24 protein-coding genes and 2 pseudogenes are annotated in these 23,240 nt (G+C 70.9%); 15 read left to right on the plus strand and 11 right to left on the minus strand.

The window, feature by feature from the left end; genetic code table 11:
• Positions 1-21 precede the first annotated feature (21 nt).
• The 5 genes and pseudogenes from ACFVT1_RS27415 to ACFVT1_RS27435 all read left to right on the plus strand — a co-directional run.
• Positions 22-1,176 (plus strand): annotated as a pseudogene (locus tag ACFVT1_RS27415) (glycoside hydrolase family 3 C-terminal domain-containing protein); the annotation flags it as partial.
• A gap of 424 nt (positions 1,177-1,600) precedes the next feature.
• Positions 1,601-1,981, plus strand: a complete 381-nt coding sequence (locus ACFVT1_RS27420) for a hypothetical protein (RefSeq protein WP_389800119.1) — start codon at positions 1,601-1,603, stop codon at positions 1,979-1,981.
• 110 nt (positions 1,982-2,091) lie between these two features.
• Positions 2,092-3,189, plus strand: a complete 1,098-nt coding sequence (locus ACFVT1_RS27425) for an NADH:flavin oxidoreductase/NADH oxidase (RefSeq protein WP_389800120.1) — start codon at positions 2,092-2,094, stop codon at positions 3,187-3,189.
• A gap of 227 nt (positions 3,190-3,416) precedes the next feature.
• Positions 3,417-3,833: an acyl-CoA thioesterase gene (locus ACFVT1_RS27430; protein ID WP_389800122.1), complete on the plus strand. Its 417-nt coding sequence runs from the start codon at positions 3,417-3,419 to the stop codon at positions 3,831-3,833.
• A 149-nt stretch (positions 3,834-3,982) separates the two neighbouring features.
• Positions 3,983-4,363, plus strand: coding sequence for an ArsR/SmtB family transcription factor (locus ACFVT1_RS27435; protein WP_389800124.1), 381 nt, complete (start codon positions 3,983-3,985; stop codon positions 4,361-4,363).
• A 270-nt stretch (positions 4,364-4,633) separates the two neighbouring features.
• Here ACFVT1_RS27435 and ACFVT1_RS27440 read toward each other — a convergent pair whose 3' ends face one another.
• Positions 4,634-5,320: a DUF305 domain-containing protein gene (locus tag ACFVT1_RS27440; RefSeq protein WP_389800125.1), complete on the minus strand. Its 687-nt coding sequence runs from the start codon at positions 5,318-5,320 to the stop codon at positions 4,634-4,636.
• A gap of 157 nt (positions 5,321-5,477) precedes the next feature.
• Between ACFVT1_RS27440 and ACFVT1_RS27445 the strand changes: the two genes are divergently transcribed.
• Positions 5,478-6,968, plus strand: coding sequence for an LVIVD repeat-containing protein (locus ACFVT1_RS27445; RefSeq protein ID WP_389800127.1), 1,491 nt, complete (start codon positions 5,478-5,480; stop codon positions 6,966-6,968).
• A 141-nt stretch (positions 6,969-7,109) separates the two neighbouring features.
• Here the strand turns inward: ACFVT1_RS27445 and ACFVT1_RS27450 are convergent, their stop codons facing one another.
• The 7 genes from ACFVT1_RS27450 to ACFVT1_RS27480 all read right to left on the minus strand — a co-directional run bounded on the left by ACFVT1_RS27450 (position 7,110) and on the right by ACFVT1_RS27480 (position 12,897).
• Positions 7,110-7,289: a hypothetical protein gene (locus ACFVT1_RS27450; RefSeq protein WP_389800129.1), complete on the minus strand. Its 180-nt coding sequence runs from the start codon at positions 7,287-7,289 to the stop codon at positions 7,110-7,112.
• A 69-nt stretch (positions 7,290-7,358) separates the two neighbouring features.
• Complete coding sequence (locus ACFVT1_RS27455; RefSeq protein WP_389800131.1) at positions 7,359-8,060, minus strand: HAD family hydrolase; 702 nt, start codon at positions 8,058-8,060, stop codon at positions 7,359-7,361.
• Positions 8,061-8,079: 19 nt separating this feature from the next.
• Complete coding sequence (locus ACFVT1_RS27460) at positions 8,080-8,778, minus strand: phosphatase PAP2 family protein (RefSeq protein ID WP_389800133.1); 699 nt, start codon at positions 8,776-8,778, stop codon at positions 8,080-8,082.
• Positions 8,779-8,811: 33 nt separating this feature from the next.
• A complete protein-coding gene (locus ACFVT1_RS27465; protein WP_389800135.1) occupies positions 8,812-9,747 on the minus strand; it encodes a M56 family metallopeptidase in 936 nt (311 codons plus the stop codon).
• An 83-nt stretch (positions 9,748-9,830) separates the two neighbouring features.
• Positions 9,831-10,478 (minus strand): DUF5134 domain-containing protein, encoded by a 648-nt coding sequence (locus ACFVT1_RS27470; protein WP_389800137.1) that lies wholly within the window; start codon positions 10,476-10,478, stop codon positions 9,831-9,833.
• 146 nt (positions 10,479-10,624) lie between these two features.
• Complete coding sequence (locus tag ACFVT1_RS27475; protein ID WP_389800138.1) at positions 10,625-11,449, minus strand: phosphoenolpyruvate hydrolase family protein; 825 nt, start codon at positions 11,447-11,449, stop codon at positions 10,625-10,627.
• Positions 11,450-11,628: 179 nt separating this feature from the next.
• Positions 11,629-12,897, minus strand: a complete 1,269-nt coding sequence (locus tag ACFVT1_RS27480; RefSeq protein ID WP_389800140.1) for a Tm-1-like ATP-binding domain-containing protein — start codon at positions 12,895-12,897, stop codon at positions 11,629-11,631.
• A gap of 105 nt (positions 12,898-13,002) precedes the next feature.
• Between ACFVT1_RS27480 and ACFVT1_RS27485 the strand changes: the two genes are divergently transcribed.
• Positions 13,003-14,421, plus strand: a complete 1,419-nt coding sequence (locus tag ACFVT1_RS27485) for a PLP-dependent aminotransferase family protein (RefSeq protein ID WP_389800142.1) — start codon at positions 13,003-13,005, stop codon at positions 14,419-14,421.
• An 83-nt stretch (positions 14,422-14,504) separates the two neighbouring features.
• On the opposite strand, the gene ACFVT1_RS27490 is transcribed toward ACFVT1_RS27485, so the two are convergent.
• Positions 14,505-14,891 (minus strand): VOC family protein, encoded by a 387-nt coding sequence (locus ACFVT1_RS27490; protein WP_389800144.1) that lies wholly within the window; start codon positions 14,889-14,891, stop codon positions 14,505-14,507.
• Between the two features lie 241 nt (positions 14,892-15,132).
• Here ACFVT1_RS27490 and ACFVT1_RS27495 point away from each other — a divergent pair, with 241 nt between their 5' ends.
• A complete protein-coding gene (locus ACFVT1_RS27495; protein WP_389800146.1) occupies positions 15,133-15,684 on the plus strand; it encodes a GNAT family N-acetyltransferase in 552 nt (183 codons plus the stop codon).
• Positions 15,685-15,758: 74 nt separating this feature from the next.
• Here the strand turns inward: ACFVT1_RS27495 and ACFVT1_RS27500 are convergent, their stop codons facing one another.
• Complete coding sequence (locus tag ACFVT1_RS27500; protein ID WP_362206647.1) at positions 15,759-16,442, minus strand: glycerophosphodiester phosphodiesterase family protein; 684 nt, start codon at positions 16,440-16,442, stop codon at positions 15,759-15,761.
• Positions 16,443-16,718: 276 nt separating this feature from the next.
• Here ACFVT1_RS27500 and ACFVT1_RS27505 point away from each other — a divergent pair, with 276 nt between their 5' ends.
• The 4 genes from ACFVT1_RS27505 (at position 16,719) to ACFVT1_RS27520 (ending at position 20,650) form a co-directional block, all read left to right on the plus strand.
• Positions 16,719-18,116 carry a DUF6421 family protein gene (locus tag ACFVT1_RS27505; RefSeq protein WP_389800148.1) on the plus strand — a complete coding sequence of 466 codons (1,398 nt, stop codon included), beginning with the start codon at positions 16,719-16,721 and terminating at the stop codon, positions 18,114-18,116.
• Between the two features lie 26 nt (positions 18,117-18,142).
• Positions 18,143-18,910, plus strand: a complete 768-nt coding sequence (locus ACFVT1_RS27510) for an SDR family NAD(P)-dependent oxidoreductase (RefSeq protein ID WP_389800150.1) — start codon at positions 18,143-18,145, stop codon at positions 18,908-18,910.
• Complete coding sequence (locus ACFVT1_RS27515) at positions 18,889-19,968, plus strand: threonine aldolase family protein (protein ID WP_389800152.1); 1,080 nt, start codon at positions 18,889-18,891, stop codon at positions 19,966-19,968. Before ACFVT1_RS27510 ends, ACFVT1_RS27515 begins: the two co-directional genes overlap by 22 nt.
• 79 nt (positions 19,969-20,047) lie before the next feature.
• Positions 20,048-20,650: a transglutaminase domain-containing protein gene (locus tag ACFVT1_RS27520; RefSeq protein WP_389800154.1), complete on the plus strand. Its 603-nt coding sequence runs from the start codon at positions 20,048-20,050 to the stop codon at positions 20,648-20,650.
• Positions 20,651-20,986: 336 nt separating this feature from the next.
• On the opposite strand, the gene ACFVT1_RS27525 is transcribed toward ACFVT1_RS27520, so the two are convergent.
• A complete protein-coding gene (locus ACFVT1_RS27525) occupies positions 20,987-21,709 on the minus strand; it encodes a lysophospholipid acyltransferase family protein (RefSeq protein ID WP_389800156.1) in 723 nt (240 codons plus the stop codon).
• A gap of 218 nt (positions 21,710-21,927) precedes the next feature.
• Between ACFVT1_RS27525 and ACFVT1_RS27530 the strand changes: the two genes are divergently transcribed.
• The 3 genes and pseudogenes from ACFVT1_RS27530 to ACFVT1_RS27540 form a co-directional block, all read left to right on the plus strand.
• Complete coding sequence (locus tag ACFVT1_RS27530; RefSeq protein ID WP_389800157.1) at positions 21,928-22,254, plus strand: TlpA family protein disulfide reductase; 327 nt, start codon at positions 21,928-21,930, stop codon at positions 22,252-22,254.
• Positions 22,255-22,451: 197 nt separating this feature from the next.
• The gene (locus ACFVT1_RS27535; RefSeq protein WP_389800159.1) at positions 22,452-22,958 is read left to right on the plus strand and encodes a flavin reductase family protein; all 507 of its coding nucleotides are present in this window, start codon (positions 22,452-22,454) and stop codon (positions 22,956-22,958) included.
• A 201-nt stretch (positions 22,959-23,159) separates the two neighbouring features.
• Positions 23,160-23,240: pseudogene (locus ACFVT1_RS27540) on the plus strand (electron transfer flavoprotein subunit beta); the annotation flags it as partial.

Consider the following 23,240-nt stretch of genomic DNA (forward strand, 5'->3'; position numbering starts at 1 on the left):
CTGCTGCGCACCACCAGCTTGGTGGCCAGGAAGCCGGCGGAAGAGGCATGTGTGCTGCTCGCCAACCCCGCCGGGGCGCTGCCGCTGCGCGGCGACGGCCGGATCGCGGTCGTCGGGCCGCGCTCCGACGACCCGCTGGCCATGCTCGGCTGCTACTCCTTCCCCAGCCACGTCGGTCTCGCTCACTCCGGGACGCCGATGGGGATCGACATCCCGACCGTGCTCCAGTCGCTGCGTGCGGAGCTCCCCGGGGCGACGCTGTCCTCGGGCACAGGGCTGCGAGGCGGACGGTACGGACGCCTCCGGCATCCCGGCCGCCGCGGCGCTCGCCGGGGGGCGCGGACGTCTGCGTCGCCGTGCTCGGCGACCGGGCCGGACTCTTCGGCCGCGGCGCCTCCGGCGAGGGCTGCGACACCGCCGACCTGTCCCTGCCCGGCGTCCAGGGCGAGCTGCTGGACGCGCTGCTGGCCACCGGAACGCCGGTGATCCTGGTTCTGCTGACGGGACGTCCGTACGCGCTGGGACGACCGGACGGCTGCCACGGTGCAGGCGTTCTTCCCGGGGGAGGAAGGCGGCCCGGCGCCGGCCGGTGTGCTCTCCGGGCGGGTCAACCCCTCCGGGCGGCTGCCCGTCGGCGTCCCGTACGGTCCGGGCGGCCAGCCATGGACGTACCTCCAGCCGCTGCTCGGCCTGGCGAACGAGGTCAGCGGTCTGGACCCGACACCGTTCCACCCCTTCGGGCACGGGCTCTCGTACACCAGCTTCTCCTGGGAGCCCGGCGAGCCCGCTCCGGCCGCGATCCCCACCGACGGCTCCGCCGACATCGAGGTCACCGTACGCAACACCGGCGACCGCGAAGGGGCCGAGGCCGTGCAGCTCTACGTACACGACCCGGTCGCCCAGACCACCCGTCCGCAGGCCCGGCTGACCGGTTATGCCCGGGTGGAACCCGCGGCCGGGCAGGCCCGGAAGGTCCGCTTCCGATTCCATGCCGATCTGGTGTCCTTCACCGGCATCGGCGGCCGACGGGTCGTCGAACCCGGCGACCTGGAACTGCGGCTCGCCGCGTCGAGTGCCGTCCGTGACATCCGGCACACGGTACGGCTGAGGCTCGCCGGGCCCGAGCGCACGGTCGATCACCGGCGCCGGCTGGTCTGCGAAACCGCCGTCGAGGAGGCGGCTCAGGCCCCGTCGGGGAACTGGCACGCCGTCCTTTCCCGTTCCGAGAGCCTCCCCGCGCGGAAGTCCGGCCTTCCCGTCGGCGGCGCGGAAGGTTCTCGAAACTTTCGGCGTCCCGTGTCGAGCCCCCCGTTCCGCACCCTCGCATCCGACACGGGCCGGCCCCGGTCGGGGCCGCCCTTCTCCGGCAGGGGCCGACCGCCCTTCCCGGGGGCCCGCTTCCGTCGGTGAACCACGCACCGGATCGGCCGGCCCGGTGTGGATGTGCTCAAATTCTGGATGGCTGGCCCGGCGGTGGTGCTGCGGGGCCCGGTGGCCGGCGCCGGCGGTCCCGGCTCCGGCCGTCCGGGCCCGCCGGAGAGTCTCCGGCTGCGCCGAGCCGGAGAGTGCGGCCGGGTGGACGAAAGGGGAGAGCAGAGCGATGACGAATGAGATCGAGGACCGCGACGGAGGCAGCGCGGCCCTGGAGGTGACAGCCGTCGGGGCAGGGGTCGAGATCAGAGGTGTGGCACCGTCGGGAGAGCTCACCGTGGTCTGCACCCCTGCCCGCGCCCGGGAACTGGCCGAGGCTCTCGCCCTGGCGGCGGACGAGGCCGAGAGCGCGCAGTCGACGGAGCCCGTCACCGTCAAGGCGGGCGAGCTGCGCCGGGGCGATGTCCGGGACGGCGACCGTGCCATGACGGTGGAGAGCGTCAGGGTCGACGGCGCGACCGCCCATGTCACCTGGAAGTCGGGCGCCGGACGCAGCTGGACCCAGGGGTACGACGCGGACGCCGCCCTCACGCTCAGGCGGCGCGGTTGAACCGCGTACGGCGGCACTCTTGTACGAGGGACGTCGTAATTTGACGAACGTCGTAGTACGAGATGTATCGTACTAGCGATTCTTCCGTACCCGTCGAAACGGAGTCCGACGTGAGTGCCCTCTTCGAGCCCTACACCCTGCGGTCGCTCGTCATTCCCAACCGGGTGTGGATGGCGCCGATGTGCCAGTACAGCGCGGAACCGGTGGGGCCGAACGCGGGTGTCGCGACCGACTGGCACTTCGCGCACCTCGCGGCACGCGCCATCGGCGGAACCGGACTCGTCCTCACCGAGGCGACGGCCGTCAGCCCCGAGGGCCGGATCAGCCCGGCGGACCTCGGCATCTGGAACGACACGCAGGTGGCGGCTTTCCGGCGGATCACCGATTTCCTCAAGGGGCAGGGATCGGTTCCGGGCATCCAACTCGCCCACGCCGGGCGCAAGGGGTCGACCGCGGCCCCCTGGCTCGGCGGTGGCCCCGTCGGCCCGGACGCGCACGGCTGGACGCCCGTCGCGCCCAGCCCGCTGCCGTTCGACGACGGCCACCCCGTGCCGCACGAGCTGACGGCGGACGAGATCCAGGGCGTCGTCGACCAGTTCCGCGAGGCCGCGCGCCGCGCGCTCGACGCGGGCTTCGAAGTCGCCGAGGTGCACGGGGCCCACGGATACCTCATCGGACAGTTCCTCTCCCCGCACAGCAACCGGCGTGACGACGAGTACGGCGGCAGCTTCGAGAACCGCGTCCGCTTCGCACTGCAGGTCGTCGACGCGGTGCGGGAGGTCTGGCCGGAGGAACTGCCCGTCCTCTTCCGGATCTCCGCGACGGACTGGCTCACGGAGAACGACGAGGACGAGCGCGAGGGCTGGACGGTCGAAGAGACCGTGCGACTTGCCGAACAGCTCCAGGCCCATGGCGTCGACCTGCTGGACGTCTCCAGCGGCGGAAACGCCCCGCGCGCCCGCATCGAGACCGGGCCGGGCTACCAGGTTCCCTTCGCCGCGCGGGTCAAGGCGGAGACCTCGCTGCCCGTGGCGGCCGTGGGCCTGATTACCGAGCCGCAGCAGGCCGAGAAGATCATCACCGAGGGCCGCGCGGACGCGGTCCTTCTCGGCCGCGAACTGCTGCGGAGCCCGTCGTGGGCCCAGTACGCGGCCCGCGAACTGGGCGGTGAGCTCCGCACACCGGAGCAGTACCTCCGCGCGGTCTGACCAGGCGGCGCCGCGGCGACCGGGGGCCGCGGCGCCGTTCCCGAGCCGTGAGCGCGGTCGGGAACGGCGCCGGGCGCGGAAGAGGTCGTGTGGCAGGGCGATCCCGGCTCCGTGGTGCAGGAGAGCAACGGCCGTACCCACGACGGCTCCTGGGCGGACGCGGGCCCGGATCGTCCGCGACCCCGGGCGCGGGGAATGGCGGAATCCTCCGTGATGTTGGGACGTCCATGACCTTTTCTGTTGATGTGACCGTCCGGGGCTACGAGCTCGACACCCAGGGGCATCTGAACCAGGCCGTTTATTTGCAGTACGCCGAGCACGCACGCTGGGAACTGCTGCGCGCCGCCGGTCTGCCGCAGGAGAAGCTGCTGGCCAGTGGCGTGGGGCCGGTGGCCCTCGAAACGACGGTGAAGTTCCTGCGGGAACTCCGGGGCGGGGACCGGGTGCGGGTGACCTGTCAGTTCGTATACGGCGAGGGAAAGACGTTCAAGGTCGCACAGCAGATCCTCAAGGAGGACGGCACGGTCGCGGCGCAGGTCACGGGCGTGGTGGGGATGCTCGACCTGGAGGCCCGCAAACTGGTCGAGGATCCTGCGGGGCACCTTGCCTCGCTCTCCGAGAACCCGGACCTGCTCAGCGGCTGACCGGTCCCCGGACGGCTATTCGGCGCCGGATCCGGTGCCGGTGCGGTGACCTTGCCGCAGCTCGGGCCGAATCCGGCGCATGGTGAAGCTCGAACTACGATGAATCTCGTATTATGGGAGGTCGGACCGTACCAGGAAGTGGAGCCCTCGTGACCCCAGCCGGCGCCCCCGCCGCCAGCGCAGCTGCGGTCGGCGGCCGCGCGCTCGACCACCCCGCGCGGGACGAGATCCGCATCGAGGGAGTGCTCCATGCGCTCTCCGACCCGATGCGGCTGCGCGTGGTCCGCGAGCTGGCCGCCGCCGACGCGGAGCTCACCTGCTCCCGCTTCGACCTTCCGGTGTCCAAGTCGACGAGCACACACCACTTCCGGGTGCTGCGCGAGAGCGGCATCGTGCAGCAGGTCTACCGCGGTACGGCCAAGATGAACGGGCTGCGCCGCGACGATCTGGAAGCGCTGTTCCCCGGGCTTCTCGACAGCATCCTCGATGCCGCGAACCGGCAGGCACGGCGCGTCGGCGAGGGCGGATAGCCTCGCGGTCCACGCCTGTCGTTTCGCGGTCCAAGCCTGTCGTCTCGCGCTCCACGCCCGTCGGCTCATGGTCCGCGCCGATCGCCACTCCGCGCGGCGCTCGGCGGCCCCGACCGGCCCGGGACCCTCACCGGCCTCCGGCTTCGGCGCGGCCTCCCCGTACGACGCACAGCAGCCGGCCGCCCAACCCTCACCGGGCGCCCTTCCCGGCGCTCGCAATGCGGCCCCGGGGCAGGCGCCCACGGGTGCGCGGCGAGCGCCGCGGCGTCGTCAGGACGACATCGCGCGCATTCTGCCGATCTCGACCGTCTGCTGGGCGACGACATCCCCGGCCATCTCCTCCACCTGCACGTTGTTCCCCTGCGAGAGCACGTCGGTCGCCGTCGTGACCGCCCCCTGGTGATGGGTGATCATCAGCTTCAGGAAGAGCCTGTCGAAGGCCGCGCCGTCCGCCGTCCGCAACTGCTCCAGCTGCGCCGGGGTCGCCATCCCGGGCATCGCCGAGTGATCGTGGCCGTTCTCGCGCTTCTCTCCGCCGTGATGCTTGAGCCATCCCTCCATGGCGCCGATCTCCGGCTTCTGGCCCGCGACGATGCGTTCGGCGAGGCGCTTGAGGGCGGTGGAGTCGGAGCGTGCGGGGGCAAGTCCGGCCATCTCCAGCGCCTGGGCGTGGTGCTGGATCATCATCTGCGCGTAGCGGAAGTCGGCCGAGTTGGGGGTGTCGTCCCCGGCGGCCTCCACGGCCTCCTCCGCGGACAGGGTCCGCGCGGGCTCACCCGGCTTTCCCGGCGCCACCACCGAAGGGCCCCCGTCCGCCCGTTCCTTCGTACGGCCGTCGCCGCTTCCCCCGTCGCATGCCGCCAGGGTGAGGACGAGGGACGCGACGGCCGCGACGAGCACGGCTCGGCCGGCACACATGGTCTGACGGCGGATCAACAAGTGGACCTCCATTGCCATATGGGGCGGTTGCCATCACCCTGACACGCTTCCGCACGACAGCGATCAGAAACTTTCATTGCGTCTCTGTTGCCATCTGTTGGGACAGCCATGAGAAGGACGATACTGCCGGGGTCCGTGAACCGTTCAACTACGTTCGGATACATGGGAGGACGCAGTGATTTCGTTGCACACGAGCCCGGTGCGGCGCAGACGCCTGGGCGTGGCGGCAGCGGCCGCCGGCCTGCTGGCCACTCTGCTGACGGCCGGCCCCGCGGCCGCGACCCCCGACCCGGGTGACGCGACCGCCGCCCGTACCGATGTCTCCGCCGCTCAGGAGGCCGAAGCCGCGGCCGCCATCCGGAGCGGCGGGATACCCGGCGTGGACGAGATCGTCCACAGTGACAACATCACCCACCTGGCCAACGTCCCGAAGGACGCGCTCAAGGGGCTGAACACGGACCTGGCCTTCCAGGGGAAGTACGCCTACGCCGGAAACTACGACGGTTTCCGGATCTTCGACATCAGCAATCCGAAGTCCCCGAAGACGGTCGCACAGGTCCTCTGCCCCGGCTCGCAGAACGACATCTCGGTCTCGGGGAACCTGCTCTTCCTGTCCACCGACTCCTCCCGCAGCGACAACTCCTGCACGAGCACCACCCAGCCCGCCACGGAGAAGTCGTCCTGGGAGGGCATGAAGGTCTTCGACATCAGCGACAAGCGCGACCCGAAGTACGTCGCAGCCGTCGAGACCGCCTGCGGATCGCACACCCACACGCTGGTCCCCGACCGCAAGAACGTCTACGTGTACGTCTCCTCGTACGCGCCGAGCGAGGCGTTCCCCGACTGCCGGCCGCCGCACGACGGGATCTCCGTCATCAAGGTGCCGCGCAAGGCACCCGAGAAGGCCGCAGTCGTGAACTTCCCGGTCCTCTTCCCGGACGGCGGCAACCCGGGCGCGCCGACCAATCCGGGTGTCTCCCAGACCACCGGCTGCCACGACATCACCGTGCTGCCCTCCAAGGACCTGGCGGCCGGGGCCTGCATGGGCGACGGTCTGCTGTTCTCCATCAAGGACCCGGAGAACCCGAAGATCATCGACCGGGTGCAGGACAATGTGAACTTCGCGTTCTGGCACTCCGCGACGTTCAACCAGAGGGCGGACAAGGTCGTCTTCACCGATGAGCTCGGCGGCGGTGGGGCGGCCACCTGCAACGAGGAGGTCGGCCCGAAGCGCGGCGCCGACGGCATCTACGACATCGTCGGCAGGGGAGACCACCGCAGGCTGGTCTTCCGCAGCTACTTCAAGATCGACCGCCCGCAGGCCGACACCGAGGTCTGCGTCGCGCACAACGGTTCGCTCATCCCGGTCAAGGGCCGTGACGTGATGGTCCAGGCCTGGTACCAGGGCGGGGTCTCGGTGTGGGACTTCACCGATTCCTCGAAGCCGAAGGAGATCGGCTACTTCGAGCGCGGCCCCGTCAGCACGGACGAGGTCACCACGGCCGGCCCCTGGTCGGCGTACTACTACAACGGCTACATCTACTCCAACGACATCGCCAAGGGCTTCGACGTCCTGAAGCTCGACGACCGGCGGACCGACCCGGCGAAGCGGGTGCGGCTGGACGAGCTCAACGTTCAGACGCAGCCGGACTACTTCGACCGCTGATCCGGCCCGTTCCACCGCTCGACCGGCACTGCCCCGCTCCACCCCGCACCGCGTGCGTCCCGCCGGACCGATCGCGCCGCCCGGCGGGACGCACCGCGGCCGATGCGGCCCGACACCCGCATGCGGCACGCGGCGCCGGGGTCAGGCGGCGGACCTGGCGCTCCCGCCGGTCGCCGCCGCCCACTCCACGAGCAACCGCTGGTACTGCTCCTCGTCCTCCGGGGAAAGGCAGCCGCCCGAGCGCTGCCACAGGTCGCGAATCTTTTTGTTCACCACGGCAGCGGTTCGCACGGAATCGGAGGAGCGGGGAGAACGGGACATGGTTACAGGCTAAGGCCCCGATGTGACAATCCGACCCATTGCGCGTCAGGGACATCTCTCACATGTCTGTCAGGCAACGCCCTGCACCAGTCCGAGCGTCCGCAGTCCATCGGGCCGCTCCTCCACCGGCAGATGGTGCACAAAGCGCACGTCGCAGCCCAGGGCCGCGGCCCCGCCGTCCGCGCGCCGGTCGTCACCGACCATCACCACATCCGTCGGATCCTGCCCGAGAAGTGTGCAGGCGGTGTGGAAGAGCCGTGGGTGCGGCTTCTGGACGCCGAGCTCGTACGACAGCACGTAGGCGTCGATCAGCGCGTCCAGGCCGTGCGCCCGGAAGACCGGCCGCAGGTCCCAGCCGATGTTGCTGACGACGCCTATACGGGCGCCGCTGTCGCGCAGGGCGCCGAGCACCTCCGCCGCGTCCGGGTACGGCCGCCAGGCGGCGGGTGATCTGTGTCGCTCGTACAACGCGTCGTAGAGCCCCGGATCCGGCAGGGCCACCTGCCGCGCCAGGCCGGTGAACGCCTCGCGGTGGTGTTCCGCGCTCTCGTCGCGGGTGGCCCACACGGAGGCGAGCCGGGCGGGAACATCCTGGGGAGGCGGGCCGCCCGGCAGTGCTCCGGCGGCCTCCAGCCCCCGCGCGTACCGTTCGAAGTCGGCCTCGCTCACCCTCACCTCCCGCTCGTCGAGGACCCCGCGCAACCAGGACCGGACCGATTCGATCCGGAAGAGGGTCCCGGAGAAGTCGAAAAGTACGCCCTTGATCTGCATGGACGCGATCCTCCCCGGTTCAGGAGCGCCGCGGCAAGGCCGGTCCGCCGCGTGCCTCGTACCTGGCGAACCCGGCGATCGAGAAACCGACCAGGGCCGCCCCCAGCAGCCAGCCCCCCAGGACGTCGCTCAACCAGTGCACCCCCAGGTAGAGCCGGGTGACACCCACCCCGATCACCGAGACCCATGCCACCACCAGCGCCGCCCGCCACACCCGGGTGCCCGCGCCGTGCCGGCGCAGCAGCCAGAGCAGCAGACCGCAGCTCACCGTCGCCGTCATCGCGTGACCGGACGGGAACGCCGCGTAATGCGCGGAATCCACCGGATTCGGCCACTGGGGTCGCTCCCGGCCGACTGCGGACTTCAGCCCCTGCTGCAGAAGGGACGACAGCACGCTCGTGGCCGCGACCCACATCGCGAGTGCCCGAGCCCCGCGCCACCACAGCACCACCACGGCCACCGTGATCAGGGCACGCATCGTCCACGGATCCCACGCCCAGTCGGTCAGGATCCGGTTGGCGTGGACGAGGCCGGGCTCGGTGACCGCCCTTCGGTGCAGGGTGTCCGCGACCGTACGGTCCAGCGTCATCAGTGGCGACCAGCGCGCGGCGACCAGGATCAGCAGGACCAGGGCGAGAGCGGCGCAGGCCACGGCCGTGCGGAAGGGGGTGGGGCGGGAAGGGCGGCGGGCCGGTGGGACCGGCGGCGAGGACGGCATGGGGTGATCTTCGCGGAAGTCCGGCGCCCCCGGCTATCCCAGCGCTCTGAGTCCGGGAAGGAAGGCCACCAGAAGCGGAACCACCGGCACCAGGGCAGCCGCCGCGGTCAGCCGGAGACGGCGGCCCGCGGTGAGCCGCTCCATCGGAGTCAGCAGCCGGTTCACCCGCAGCGGAAGCTGGGCGTCCGGCGTCGAACCGGGGCCGAACACGCCTCGGTCCTCGTTGAGTTCGACCAGGGCCAGGGCGATCGTCAGCCGGCCGAATCGCCTCGACGCCACGTCGTCCGCGGCCAGTTCGACCAGCCGGTGCATCTCGTCACGGAAGGCCGCGAACACCGGAACCTGCGGAAACCCGTTCGCGAGTGCGCCGGAACAGTGCAGCAGCCAGTCGTGGCGGGCCTTCGCGTGGCCCTGCTCATGAGCCAGCACCGCATCCAGCTGGCGGCCCTTCAGGCGACCAAGTGCGGTGGTGGTGATGACCAGTTGAGGCGCCGACCCCGGCAGCCACCAGGCGCCCGGACGGTCTCCCTCCAGCACGACGAGCCGACCGCTGCCGGGCTCCTCGCCGGGCATCAGCGGGGAACGCACCAGCAATTCGGCCCGGCGCTGCCTGCGACGGGTCCGGGCGCGATGGATCTCCCGGGTCAGCATCGCCGCCGTCCACACCCCGCCGAGTGCCAGCAGCACGGCCATGGCCGCGGACCACTGCCCGTGCCCGCCCAGCGCATACGCCTCCACCACGGCACGCGGTGCCGGTGCGAACACATGACCACGCACCGCCTGCCAGGCCGCGGCCGCGCTGAACGTCATGGAGAGCGCGAAACAGAGCAGCACCCCGGCCACCACGCATTGCCACACCCACAGCGCGACAACGGGCTCACGCTCCGGCCATCGCGCCCGCGCCATCAGACGCGGGGTCACGACGGCGGCCAGTGCGCCGAGCAACAGCAGCGCGAGGGAGACCAACATGGCGTCAGCCTATGAGCGATGGGGTACCCACGGGTATGGCTCTGCACGGCAAGTGATGTACGCCACGGTTTGGGCCGCTCGTCTCACAGGGCGAGCAGCATCGCGAACATGGCGATGCCCATGGTCAGCCGGCAGGCGAGAGCCAGCTCGGGCCGTGCGCCCCAGCCACGACCGGCCGGCCCGCCTCCGGCCGGTCCGCCTCCGGCCGGTCCGCCCCCGCGTGTCCCGCCTCCGGCCGGTCCGCCACCGCCCGCCGCGGCGGCCACCGGTATCAACCGGCTCCCCGACCTCAGTACATAGGCGGCGTAGTACGCCAGCAGCAGTCCGGTCAGCAGGGGGAGGCCCCCGGCCGTCGCCGCGACACCATGGCCCGCGTGTCCGCCGTGCTCACCGTGGGCCCCTCCGCCGCCCGGTGCCATGGTCAGCGCCATGTACACCATCGCCGACGATCCGACCAGATGGTGCAGATGGTGGGCGCCGCGCCGGGAGAACCACAGCGCGCGCAAGGAGGCAAGGCCGAACAGCACCGCGTACACCGCCCACGCCCACTCCGGTGGTGTCACGACGGCAGCCGGCACTGCCATGGCGGCCATACCGAAACCCATCAGCGCCTCCGCCCGCGCCGCCCTGCGCTCCTCCCCGGTCTCGCTGCGCGTGCGAAGCAGGCAGTACGCGCCCGTCATCCCGCACAACGCCATGAGCAACCAGCCGGACACCACCGGTCCGTGCACAGCGCACCTCCCCCTGGACGTACGACGTCGGTCCCCCCTGGTCGATGCCCGGGCCGGGGCCGTCGTACGCGGCGCACTGAGGTACGGGGGAGCGCGCGGGGGGAGTGTTTCCCGCCGCGCGCTCCTCCGCACCCGCTTCGGCCCGGTCAGCCGAGAGTGAGGGACTTGAAGGCGCGTGCCTGGTCGGTGATGGCGCGTTCGGTGGGGAGGCGTTCCATGGACGAGGCGCCGAAGAAGCCGGCGATCCCCGAGGTGTGCTCCAGGACGTAGCGGGCGTCCTCGGGTTCGGCGATCGGTCCGCCGTGGCAGAGCACGATGATGTCGGGGTTGACGCGTTTGGCGGCGTCGTGCATCTCCTGCACGGCCGTCGCGGCCTGGTCGAGGGTGAGCGCGGTGGAGGCGCCGATGGATCCCTTGGTGGTCAGCCCCACATGCGGTACGAGGACGTCCGCGCCGGCCCGCGCCATGTCGGCGGCCTGCTCGGGGTCGAAGACGTAGGGCGCGGTCAGCAGGTCACGTTCGTGGGCCTGGCGGATCATGTCGATCTCCAGGCCGAAGCCCATACCGGTCTCTTCCAGGTTCTCGCGGAACCTGCCGTCGTACAGACCGACCGTGGGGAAGTTCTGTACGCCGGTGAAGCCGACGGCCTTCAACTGGTCGAGGAAGTTGCCCATGATCCGGAAAGGATCGGTCCCGCACACCCCGGCGAGTACGGGGACGTCGCGGACGACGGGGAGAACCTCGCCGGCCATGTCCAGCACGATGGCGTTGGCGTCGCCGTACGGCAGCAGGCCCGCCAGCGAGCCCCGCCCGGCCATGCGGTAGCGGCCGGAGTTGTAGATGATCAGCAGGTCGACGCCGCCGGCCTCCGCGCACTTGGCGGACAGGCCGGTGCCTGCGCCTGCGCCGATGACGGCCTTGCCCGCGCTGACCTGGGCGGTCAGGCGTGCCAGGGCTTGATTGCGGTTCACGGAAGGACTCCTGTTCGGTGGGTGCGTGACTCGGACGCGGTGCGGCTCGGCGGTTGGGTGGTTCGGCGGTTGGGTGGTTCGGATGCCGTGCGGCTCGGCGACGGGGTGGTGCGGACGCCGGGTGGCTCGGGGGTCGTACGGCTCGGACGCCGGGGTGCGCGGCCCGGAAGGGGCCCGGCTCAGACGCTGCCGGACTCGGAGACCGCGTGCGAACGGTCATGAGCGGTGATCAGCCGGTGAAGGTGGTCGGCGGCGGCCGTGGCGAAGGCCGGGTCGTTGAGATGGGCGTCGACCTCGCGCAGCTCGACAGCGCTGCCCTCCAGGGCGGTGCGCAGGGCCGCCAGCCCGGCCGCGTCGGCTTCCGGGTCGTGGAACGGGCCGTCCGGCGCGTCCACGGCGGAGACGCCGCCCAGCGGCCAGAAGACCGCCGCCGGGCCGCGCGCCGAGGCGAGCTTCCGTCCCATGAGGGTGCCGAGCTCCGCCATCTCGTCGGCTGTGGTGCGCATCAGGGTGACGGTGGGGTTGTGCACGAGGAGCCGGCGTTCGGCGAAGCGCTCCGGGACGGTTTCCGCGGCGCCGAAGTTGACCATGTCCAGCGCGCCGGGCGCGACGACCTGCGCGAGGCCGGCCCGCCCTGCCGCGGTGAGCCGGTCGGGCCCGGCGCTGAGCACACCACCGATCAGATCGTCCGCGAGTTCGGTGGTGGTCAGGTCCAGCACACCGGCGAGGAACCCGCCGGCGGCGAGCTTCTCCAGAGCCTGGCCGCCCGCCCCCGTGGCGTGGAAGACCAGTACCTCGTAGCCCAGCTCTTCCAGGCGCTGCCGGGCGGCGTCGACCGCGGGTGTGGTGACACCGAACATGCTGGCGGCGACCAGCGGCCGGCCACCGGGGTGCGGAAGGTTCACGCTCCGCTCGCGATGGACGGCCATTCCCGCTGCCGCCGCCACCGCGTTCCCCAGGATCTGGGACGACACGGAATTGATGCCCGCGACATCGACCACGCTGTACATCATGGTGATGTCGCTGCTGCCCACGTACGGCGACACATCCCCGCTGGCCATGGTGGACACCAGGAGCTTCGGGACGCCGACGGGCAGCGCCTGCATGGCACGGGCGGCGATGAACGACCCACCGCTGCCGGCCACCGCCAGCACCGCGTGCAGCCGGTCCTCCCGGAGCAGGTCGCCGACGACCAGTTCGACGCCTTCCGCCATGGCGGCCACTGCCGCACCCCGGTCCCCGGCGGCGCGCAGCGCCTCCAGGTCGTGCCCGGCGCGGGCTGCGACGGCGGTCGCGTCCACGTCACCTGCGGGGGTGCCCGCGGGCGGTGGCATCACCCCGGCGTCGACGAGCACGACGTCGCAGCCCGATTCGCGCAGTCGCGCCGAGAGCCACGCGTACTCCGCCCCTTTGGTGTCCAGTGTCCCGACGAGCACCACGGTCGCCATGTTCTTGCTCCTTTGCAACGGCGTTCTCCCGATCATGTGTCGGGCGACGGAGGGCGGCAAAGGCCACTTGGCGGCAATTGGTCTGCGGCGGGTGATGATGGGTGCATGGACCGGATTCCTCCCACCCGCCTGTCGCGTCTGCTGACCGGATGGTCCAAGGGCGGCGCGGAGGCGATGCCGCAGCTGCTGGCGGAGGCGCTGCGCGAGTTGGCGCAACGCGGAGACGTCGCCCCCGGCACCGTGCTCCCCTCGCAGCGGGCCCTCGCGGCGGCGCTCGGTGTCAGCCGCAGCACCGTGACGGCCGCGTACGGGCTGCTGGAGGCCGAGGGATGGCTGGAGAGCCGGCAGGGCAGCGGCTCCCGGCTGCGGGGTTCCGGGGCGGTGGGGGAGCCCGCGACCGAGGGGCGCCTGGCCAGTTTCGGGACACGGGACGGGGGCATCGACCTGTCCAGCGGCGCGCTGGACGGCCTTCCCGCGGTCGCGGCGGCGGTCGGCGCGCTGTCCGCCCGGGACCTCACCGCCGCGCTGGCGGGCGACGGGTACCTGCCGTACGGGCTGCCCGAACTGCGCGAGGGGATAGCCCAGTACCACCGCTCGGCCGGCCTGCCGACGTCCCCCGAACAGATCCTGGTGACCGCCGGATCCCAGCAGGCCGTCTGGCTGATCACCCAGGGACTGGTCGAGCCGGGTGACACCGTGATCGTGGAGGACCCGACCTACCGCGGCGCTCTTGAGGCACTGCGGGCCCGCGGCGCCCGTCTGGTCCCGCTGCCGGCGGACGCGGCGCACGGCGACAACGCCGCCGCACTCGCGCGGCTGGCCGGCCACATCCGCCCCCGCCTCGTCTATCTGCAGCCGTCCGTCCACAACCCCACCGGGCGCAGCATGGACGAGTACACCCGCCGTGCCTGGGCCGCCGTCCTGGCGGAGCAGGGCCTGTACGCGGTGGAGGACAACGCCTACGCGGAACTGTCCCTGCACCACGACTCCGCACCGGTCTCCCTCGCCGCCCAGCTGCCGCCCGCCGCCACCGCCACCATCGGCACGCTGTCCAAGCTCTTCTGGGGCGGGCTCCGGCTGGGCTGGATCCGCGCCTCCACCACCGTCATCCGCCGCCTGGCCGACATCAAGAAGTCCGTCGACCTGTCATGCCCGGTGGTGGACCAGATGCTGGCCGTGCAGCTGCTCCGGGAACTGCCCGAGGCCCGTGCCCGACGCCGCTCCCGGCTGCGTGAACGCCTGGCGGAGACCGAACGGATCCTGTGCGACCAGCGGACCGGATGGAAATGGGAACGGCCCGCGGGAGGCTCCGCCCTCTGGGTGGAGATCCCCGGCGCCGACGCCGAGGCCACCGCCCAACTGGCCCGCCGCGCGGGCGTACTGATCGTTCCCGGTCCCGCCTTCTCCGCGGTGGACGGCTTCCGCCACCACCTGCGCCTCCCGTTCGCGGACCGCGACGGGAGCCTGGAACAGGCCCTGCCCGTGCTCGTCGACTGCGCGGAACGGAGCCGGACCGCGCACTGAGGCGAGCCGCGCCCCGCACCGGGAGGAGCCGGGCCGCGCACTCGGACGGGCCGCGCCCCGCACCGTCGGCGCCCGCAGTACGGCTAGGGGCGGTAGCGCAGCGGATGATCCGCCGGTACCTCCACCATGGCGATCCGGTGCCCGTCCGGATCGCGGATCCACATCTCGACGAGCCCCCACGGCTCGCGCACCGGCGGCCTCAGCACCTCGACGCCCCGGGCCGACACCTCCTCGTGCGCCGTCCGGACGTCCGCGACCTGCATCCACAGTTCGAGACCGGGCACCGGCGGCGTGGCAGCGCGCCCCGAGACCTCCAGGAAGCCGCCGCCGAGGAAGTAGACCGTGCCCCGCTCGGGACCGGTGCCGAACTCCCGGTAGACGGGCAGCCCGAGGGAATCCCCGTAGAAGTTCCGTGACCGCTCGGGATCGGCCGGATGCAGCAGGATCCGACTGCTCAGCACATGAACCATGCGGCCGACCCTAAGGGTTGTCCCGTGGTCCCTGGTGGAGCGGCGTGCGGCGTCGGATGCGGTGCATCGCACGGCGGAGGGGCGCCCGGATACTGGCTGTACTCGGGCGTTCCGAAAGCGGCGAGGTGCCGTAGCCGTCGTCGCACGCCCGCCAGGGACCCACGGGACAGCCCTTGGGCCCCGGGCGGGCGGGTTACGCTGCTCCGGCACGGCCACAACACAGAAATGGAGAGCCACCGCCATGGACACCGCCCCTGCTCAGGACCCGGGACAGCTGACCTTCCGCGACGCTGCCGCCGCCGATGTGCCCGCGCTCGTGGTGCTCGTCGAGTCGGCGTACCGCGGGGACTCCAGCCGAGCCGGATGGACCACGGAGGCGGACCTCCTGCAGGGGCAGCGCACCGACCCGGACGGTGTCCGCCAGGTCGTCGAGGCGCCCGGCAGCCGCATGCTCGTGGTGGAGCGCGACGGTGTGCTCGTCGCCTGCTGCCAGCTCGAACACCGCGGTGACGCCGCCTACTTCGGGATGTTCGCGGTCCGCCCGGAGCTGCAGGGAGCCGGTCTCGGCAAGGTGATCATCGCCGAGGCCGAGCGCACCGTCCGGGCGAGCTGGGGGGTGGCCGAGATGCACATGACCGTCATCTCGGTGCGCGAGGAGCTGATCGCCTGGTACGAGCGGCGCGGCTACCGCCGTACGGGAAAGCTCAGCCCGTTCCCGTACGGCGATGGACGCTTCGGCATACCCCAGCGCGACGACCTCGCGTTCGAGCTCCTCGTCAAGGACCTGGCCTGAACGGGGTCGACGACCGGTCGGAGGGCCGGCGACGGATCCGGCGGAGCCGGAGACCGGCCGGGCCGGTCCGGTGATCAAGCCGTGAAGCGGCCTGCGCGGCGGATGTCCGGGTAGTCGGTGGTCGCGCCGTCCAGCCGCAGGGCGCGTACCAGCCGCAGATGGTCCTGGGTGTTCACCACCCAGCCGATGACCTTCAGCCCTTCGGCGTGCGCCTGTTCGACCACCTCCAGGGTGAGGCGGCGGATGTTCAGCGCCAGAGTCGCCGCGCCCACCGCCTCGGCCCGCTCCACCACATCGCTCCGCCAGCGGCTCGCGATGAGCACGGTCCGCACCCCGGGCACCAGCTGGGCGATCTCGGCGACCGCCTCGTCGTGGAACGACGACACCTCGACCCGGTCGACGAGGTCGCGGCGCAGCATCACTTCGGCCAGGGCGCGGGCCGCGGCCACATCCTTGATCTCCGCCTGCACGGGGGACCGTACGGCGTCGAGAACCTCCTCGAAGACCGGCACCCGCTCGCCCTGCCCGGCATCGAGTTCGCGCAACTCGGGCAGGGTCTTCTCGGCGATCGGACCGCTGCCGTCCGTCGTGCGGTCGACCTCGGTGTCGTGCATGACGACCAGCGCGCCGTCCTTGCTCAGATGAAGATCCAATTCGATGGCGTCCATCCCGGCCCGTTCCGCGTGGACGAACGACCGCAGGGTGTTCTCCGGCTCGACGCCCATCACTCCGCGATGTCCGATGGTGAGAAAAGACAAGGCAACTCGCTTCCGTCGAGGGTGTCCTCCCGCGTGCGGTTCCTACCCACGGGGCACCACGGCACTACGGCAATGCGGCAGCCTAATGGTCCGGGCCCCGCCTGCGCCCGCCAGAACGTGCCCAACCGGCGGAAGTGGTCGCAGTGGAGGTTCTGCACAGGAAGAATCGTGGTGACCATGGGGGGCGGCAGGATAATTTTCTGAGGCCCACTTGTCCGAAGGAACCGCACATGGATACGGTTGCTTAACGCGAGGTTCTCCTGTGGAGGAAGTGTTATGACGGAAATTCTTGTGCACGACGTTGCCGCAGGTGACATAGATGCGGACCGGCGGGTGGTCGACCACCCCGCCTGGCCGACGCTCAAGAATGCCGTGGAGGAGATCCGCCCCTGGCAGTCGAAGGACGGTTCCATCGACTTCGACGCCGAAGGAGCGCCGTCCGGGGAGACCGCCCGCGCGACGCTGGACCGTGTGATCGCCGCGGTCGAGGAGCTCTCCCCGCTGCTTCCGCACGACGCTGCCTACCACCGTGCGCTGGTCGTGGACCTGCGTCGCTGGGCCGCGGACGGCTTCGGAGTGCCGGACTTCCTCGATTCGCTGCTCGCCTTCCAGCCGGCCAGGAACCGCGTCGACGGGCTGCAGCACCTGGTCGTCTTCGCGATGTACACCCAGAACGGCAACCCGGACCGCAATCTCGAAGCGGTCGTGCTGCGCATGGTCTGGCCCGAGTGGCTGGCCGAGCTCGAAGCCACCCGCTACGACAACCCGCTGTTCTGCGGCATCACCTTCGAGGACTTCACCTCGGGCTACGACACCAACTCCGCCGTGCTCTTCCCGGAGACCGTCGCGATGCGCGAGGCCCCCGAGCGCTTCAGCTGGGGCGGGATCTTCTGCGACCGCGAGGCCGCCCGGTTCCGCCGGGTCACCGAGGCGTCGGTCGAGCTGCTCGGCGTCGAGCTGCCCGACGACATCCGGGAGATGGTCGGCGACCAGCAGCGCTGTGAGCAGGCCTTCGTCCTCTGGGACATGGTCCACGACCGGACGCACAGCCACGGCGACCTGCCGTTCGACCCCTTCATGATCAAGCAGCGCCAGCCGTTCTGGATGTACGGGCTGGAGGAACTGCGCTGCGACCTCACCGCCTTCAAGGAGGCCGTCAAGCTGGAGGCCGACGGCTTCCCGCAGGGCCGCGACGTGCAGTACGCCGTGCTGTTCGACCGGATGTTCCGCTTCCCCGTCACCGGTGAGCGCGTGCGCAACTACGACGGCCTGGGCGGCCAGCTGCTCTTCGCGTACCTCCACAAGCACGACGTGATCCGCTGGACCGACAACACGCTGAAGATCGACTGGGGCCGCGCCCCGGAGGTCACCAATCAGCTCTGCGCCGAGATCGAGAAGCTCTACCGCGACGGCATCGACCGCCCCAAGCTCGTCCACTGGTTCGCCGCGTACGACCTGGTCTCCACCTATCTCGCACCGCACCCGGGCTCCCGCTGGGCCAAGGGCCCGGACGCACTGGATCTTTCCCAGCCGCCGCGTAAGCTCGTCGACGATGTGCTTCCGGACGAGTTTCCCCTGAGCATGTTCTATGAGGCGCTCGCCAAGAAGCTGAAGAACGTGATCGCCTCGACCAAGGGGATCACCGCCGCGGATGCCGAGCGGGCAGCCGCGTGAGCGCCGGGCTTGAGGAGGCGGTGGCCATGAACGGAAACGGCAAGGGCAGCGGGAGCGGTGCTCTCGAAGGTGCCGTGGTGGCGGTCGCCGGAGCCGCGGGCCCGGCCGGACGGGCCGCGCTGCTGAGGCTCGCCGAGGCCGGTGCGACCGTCGTCGCCTCCGACGCGGACGCCACCCGCCTGGCCGAGGCGGTCGACGCAGCGCGCTACGCCCACGGCGGTGCCACCGTCACCGGCGACACGGTCGATCTGCTGGACCTCGGTGCGGCTCGCGAATGGGCGGCCAAGACCGAGAAGGAATTCGGCCGGATCGACGGTCTGGTCCACCTCGTCGGCGGCTGGCGCGGCAGCGCGAGCTTCGCCGAGACCGACCTCGCCGACTGGAACCTGCTGGAGAAGCTGCTGATCCGTACGGTCCAGCACACCTCGCTGGCCTTCCAGGAGGGTCTCCAGCGCAGCGACCGGGGTCGCTATGTGCTGATCAGCGCGGCCGGGGCGAGCAAGCCCACCGCGGGAAACGCGGCCTATGCCGCGTCGAAGGCGGCGGCCGAGGCCTGGACGCTCGCGCTCGCGGACGCGTTCCGCAAGGCGGGGGGCGACGAAGGGCCGAGGACCGCGGCTGCGATCCTGGTCGTCAAGGCACTGGTGCACGACGCGATGCGCGCCGAGCGCCCGAATGCGAAATTCGCGGGCTTCACCGACGTCAAGGACCTGGCCGATGCCATCGTCGGCGTCTGGGACCGGCCCGCCCCGGAAGTGAACGGAAAGCGCCTGTGGCTGACCCCGCAACCGTAAGGACCGACGCGCGACGCCACCACGACCCGCAGGTACGGGGCTTCGCCAGTGACAACTACGCGGGCACGCACCCGGAGATTCTCGCGGCCATCGCCCTGGCCAACGGCGGCCACCAGATCGCCTACGGCGAGGACGACTACACCGAGCATCTCCAGCGCGTCATGCACAGTCACTTCGGCCCCACCGCCGAAGCCTTTCCGGTCTTCAACGGAACCGGCGCCAACGTCGTCTCCCTCCAGGCGATGACCGACCGCTGGGGTGCGGTGATCTGCGCCGAGTCCGCGCACATCAACGTCGACGAGGGCGGCGCCCCGGAGCGGGTGGGCGGCCTCAAGCTGCTCACCGTGCCCACCCCGGACGGCAAGCTGACTCCCGAGCTGATCGACCGGCAGGCGTACGGCTGGGACGACGAGCACCGTGCCATGCCGCAGGTCGTCTCGATCACCCAGAACACCGAGCTGGGCACGGTCTACACACCCGGCGAGATCCGCGCCATCTGCGACCACGCCCACGGCCACGGCATGAAGGTCCACCTGGACGGGGCCCGGATAGCCAACGCCGCGGCGTCGCTGGACGTACCCATGCGTACGTTCACCAACACCGTCGGCGTCGACGTCCTGTCCTTCGGCGGAACGAAGAACGGGGCGATCTTCGGCGAGGCCGTGGTCGTCCTGAACCCTGACGCCGTCCGTGCCATGAAGCATCTGCGCAAGCTGTCGATGCAGCTTGCCTCCAAGATGCGCTTCGTCTCCGTGCAGTTGGAGGCGCTGCTCGCCGGAGACCTCTGGCTGCGCAACGCCCGGCACGCCAACTCCATGGCCCAGCGGCTCGCGGAGGGTGTGCGCGCGGTGGACGGTGTGGAGATCCTCCATCCGGTCCAGGCCAACGCCGTCTTCGCCCGGCTGCCGCACGACGTGAGCGAACGGCTGCAGAAGCGCTTCCGCTTCTACTTCTGGGACGAGGCCGCCGGTGATGTGCGCTGGATGTGCTCCTTCGACACGGCAGAGGACGATGTCGACGCGTTCGTCCTCGCGCTGAAGGACGAGATGGCGAAGTGAGCCCGCAAGCGTGAATAGGTATGCGGCCGTTCGGAAAATGATTGACATCCGGTCGGCCGCATACCTACGCTCGGCGGCCATGGAGCTGATCCAGCAGGTCCCGGAGATTTCTGCCTATCTCGCAGCCGACGAGGCCATCGATCACGCGCATCCGCTGGTGCGGGAGACGGTCGCCCGTCTCCGCGGCAGCACCACCGATGCATATGCATACGCCGCTGCCGCCTACGCCTTCGTACGTGACACCATTCCGCACTCCGCCGATTCGGGCGACATGCGGGTCACCTGGCGCGCCTCCGGCGTCCTCGCGACGCGCAACGGAATCTGCCACACCAAATCCCACGCGCTGGCCGCCCTTCTCCGTGCGGCCGGTATCCCGACCGCCTTCTGCTACCAGTCGCTCGCCGAGGACAACGGGGATCCGGGGCCCCTGCACGGGCTGATCGCGGTCCAGCTGCCCGGCCGCGATCGCTGGGACCGTCAGGACCCCCGGGGCAACAAGCCGGGCGTCGTCGACGCCCACTTCTCGCTCGACGAGGAGCGACTGGCGTGGCCCGTGCGACCGGAGTTCAATGAAGTGGACTACCCGGTACTCTACGCAGCACCGCATCCGGCGGTGCTGCGCAGCCTCAAGTCCGCCGAGGACCGCCCGCAACTGTGGCGCACGCTGCCCACCGAACTCTGAGCTCCCGTCCCGGGGCGGAGACGGCCGACGCCGCGCGACGGCCACCGTCTCCGACGGCGTACACACCCTCGTCCCCGGCTTCAGCCACTTCCTCGTCGGCCTCCGCAGGGGCGACGGCCCCGCCCGGCCGGCCCCGGACGCGACGCGGACACCGACCGCATCAGCGGCACCGTGCGGCTCGTACGCGCCCCGGGCAGCGGCCGCCCCCCTGCGTCGGGAGCGGCGTGCGGCCCGTGACGCACTCCGAGCCGGGCGAAGCGGCCCGGTGCGAAGGAGGGCACGTCACCTGCCGACATCGCGGAGTGACGTTTCGGCCGAGGCCGTGAACCGGCCGCGTCAGCTCCTCTCGCGCACCTCGGCCGGCGTCGGAGCCGTACCGCCGAGATGCGTGGGCACCCACCAGGTGTCGCTCGCGTCCTTCGGGCGTACGGGATAGGCGCGCTGGGCCGCCTCCAGGAGCTCCTGGACCCGCTCCCGCAGCCGCCGGGTGATCGCGCCCGCGTACTGGTCGGTGGGTGCCTCCACCGGCTCGCCCACCCGGATCGTCACCGGAATGTGGTTGCGCTTGAAATTGCGCGGCCGCCCCTTGGTCCACAGCCGCTGCGTCCCCCACAGCGCCATGGGGATCAGCGGCACGCCGGCCTCCTGGGCCAGCCGGGCGGCACCCGACTTGAAGCTCTTCAGCGTGAACGACTCCGAGATGGTGGCCTCGGGGAAGACGCCGACGATCTCACCGGAGCGCAACGAGTCGAGCGCGTGCGCATAGGCGTCCTCGCCCTGCTTGCGGTCGACGGGGATGTGCTTCATACCGCGCATCAGCGGCCCGGACGCCTTGTGCCGGAAGACCGATTCCTTCGCCATGAACCGGACGAGCCGCTTCTGCGGGAGCGCCGCGAGCCCGGTGAAGATGAAGTCCAGATAACTGATGTGGTTGCTTACCAGTACCGCGCCACCGGTCTTCGGGATGTGCTCGGAACCCTGAGTGTCGATCTTCAGGTCAAGCGCCTTGAACAACGTACGAGCGGCGCCGATGACCGGTCGATAGACGAGTTCTGCCATCTGGGGAAGACCCTTCTTCAGCGCCTGGGGAGGGTTCTCCCGGCGGAAGTTACGCAGCCGTAGGTTTGCGGCATTGGGCCGATCGTGCCCCATGCGCGACGCGGTGGCCAGTCTCCGAGGGCGCGGGGCGCGAGATTCTCGTCACGTGGAACCACCGGGAATGTCTCGGTGCCCGGTGGCGCTGACCCCTTGCGAAGAGCTCTGACAGGAGGCCGAAGGTGGACAGGCGGACGTACGGGGGAACGCTGGACGCGGCCCAACTCGGCGCGGAATTGGGGGAGCGGGCCACGCTGGTGCAGTTCTCCAGCGCGTTCTGCCAGCCGTGTCGGGCCACCCGGCGCACCCTTGCCGAGGTGGCGCGCATGGTGGACGGCGTGACCCATGTGGAGATCGACGCCGAGGCGCATCTCACTCTCGTGCGCGAGCTGGAGATCAGCCGGACGCCGACCGTGCTGGTCCTCGACGCCACCGGCCGCATCGTCCGCCGGGCGGCGGGGCAGCCGCGCACCGTCGACGTGGTCGCCGCGCTGGGGCAGGCGATGTGACGGACCGTGATGCATCTCCCACATTGCGGAACGCCCTTGACTGCACCGACCATGCATCGTCAGTCTGACGCTATGCTGCCGGAAATCCTTCTCTACGGCCGGGTCCACGTGGATCTCGCCCGCAACGCGAGTGCGCGCTGTCCGGGTGCCTGAGCAACCACGGCCCCGTACGCCCCTCTCCGTAGAAGGACATCTCCATGACGGCATCGCCCGAGCTCGGTACCTCCCGCACGGCATCCCCCGAACTTCTCCGCTCGGTCTTCCGGCAGCACGCCGCCGGTGTGGCAGTGATCACCGCCGCAGGTGACCGCCCGGTCGGCTTCACCGCCACCTCGCTCAACTCCGTCGCCGCCGAGCCGCCGCTGATCTCCTTCGGAGTGGGGACCTCGTCCTCCAGCTGGCCGGTCGTGGCCGAGGCCGAGCACATCGGTGTCCACATACTCGGCGAGCACCAGCAGGAACTGGCCGCCACGTTCGCCCGCAGCGGCGCCGACCGGTTCGGCCCGTCCACCTATTGGCGCAGTGGCCCCGAAGGCGTGCCGGTGCTCGACGGGGTGCCGGCCTGGCTGGTCTGCCGCGTGGTGGCCCGGATCCCGGCGGGGGACCATCGCATCGTGATCGCGGAGGCCGTGGCCGGCGACCCGGCCGGAGGCGGTCGCCCGCTGCTCTACCACCAGGGTCGTTTCACCGCCTTGCGGGACTGAGAATTCCCAAGCGGCACAGGGGCGCCGCACGTTGGCCAGATCACAGTTCCAAGCGCTTGCCCAGGGGTAGGGCACTGGGTGTACTGGCTAGTAATATTTCCTTCGGGGCGTCGGTCGCCCCGACCGGAAACCGCCCCATCGGGCGCCTATGCTGCGTGCAACAAGGCAGCCCAGAAATGACGATGCAGTAGGAGAGCCGGCGTGAGCTTGAGGATCGTTGTCTGTGTGAAGTACGTGCCCGACGCCACGGGTGACCGGCGTTTCGCCGATGACCTGACGGTG

This window comes from Streptomyces sp. NPDC057963 (assembly GCF_042887155.1).
In the GTDB taxonomy this organism is placed as follows: domain Bacteria; phylum Actinomycetota; class Actinomycetes; order Streptomycetales; family Streptomycetaceae; genus Streptomyces.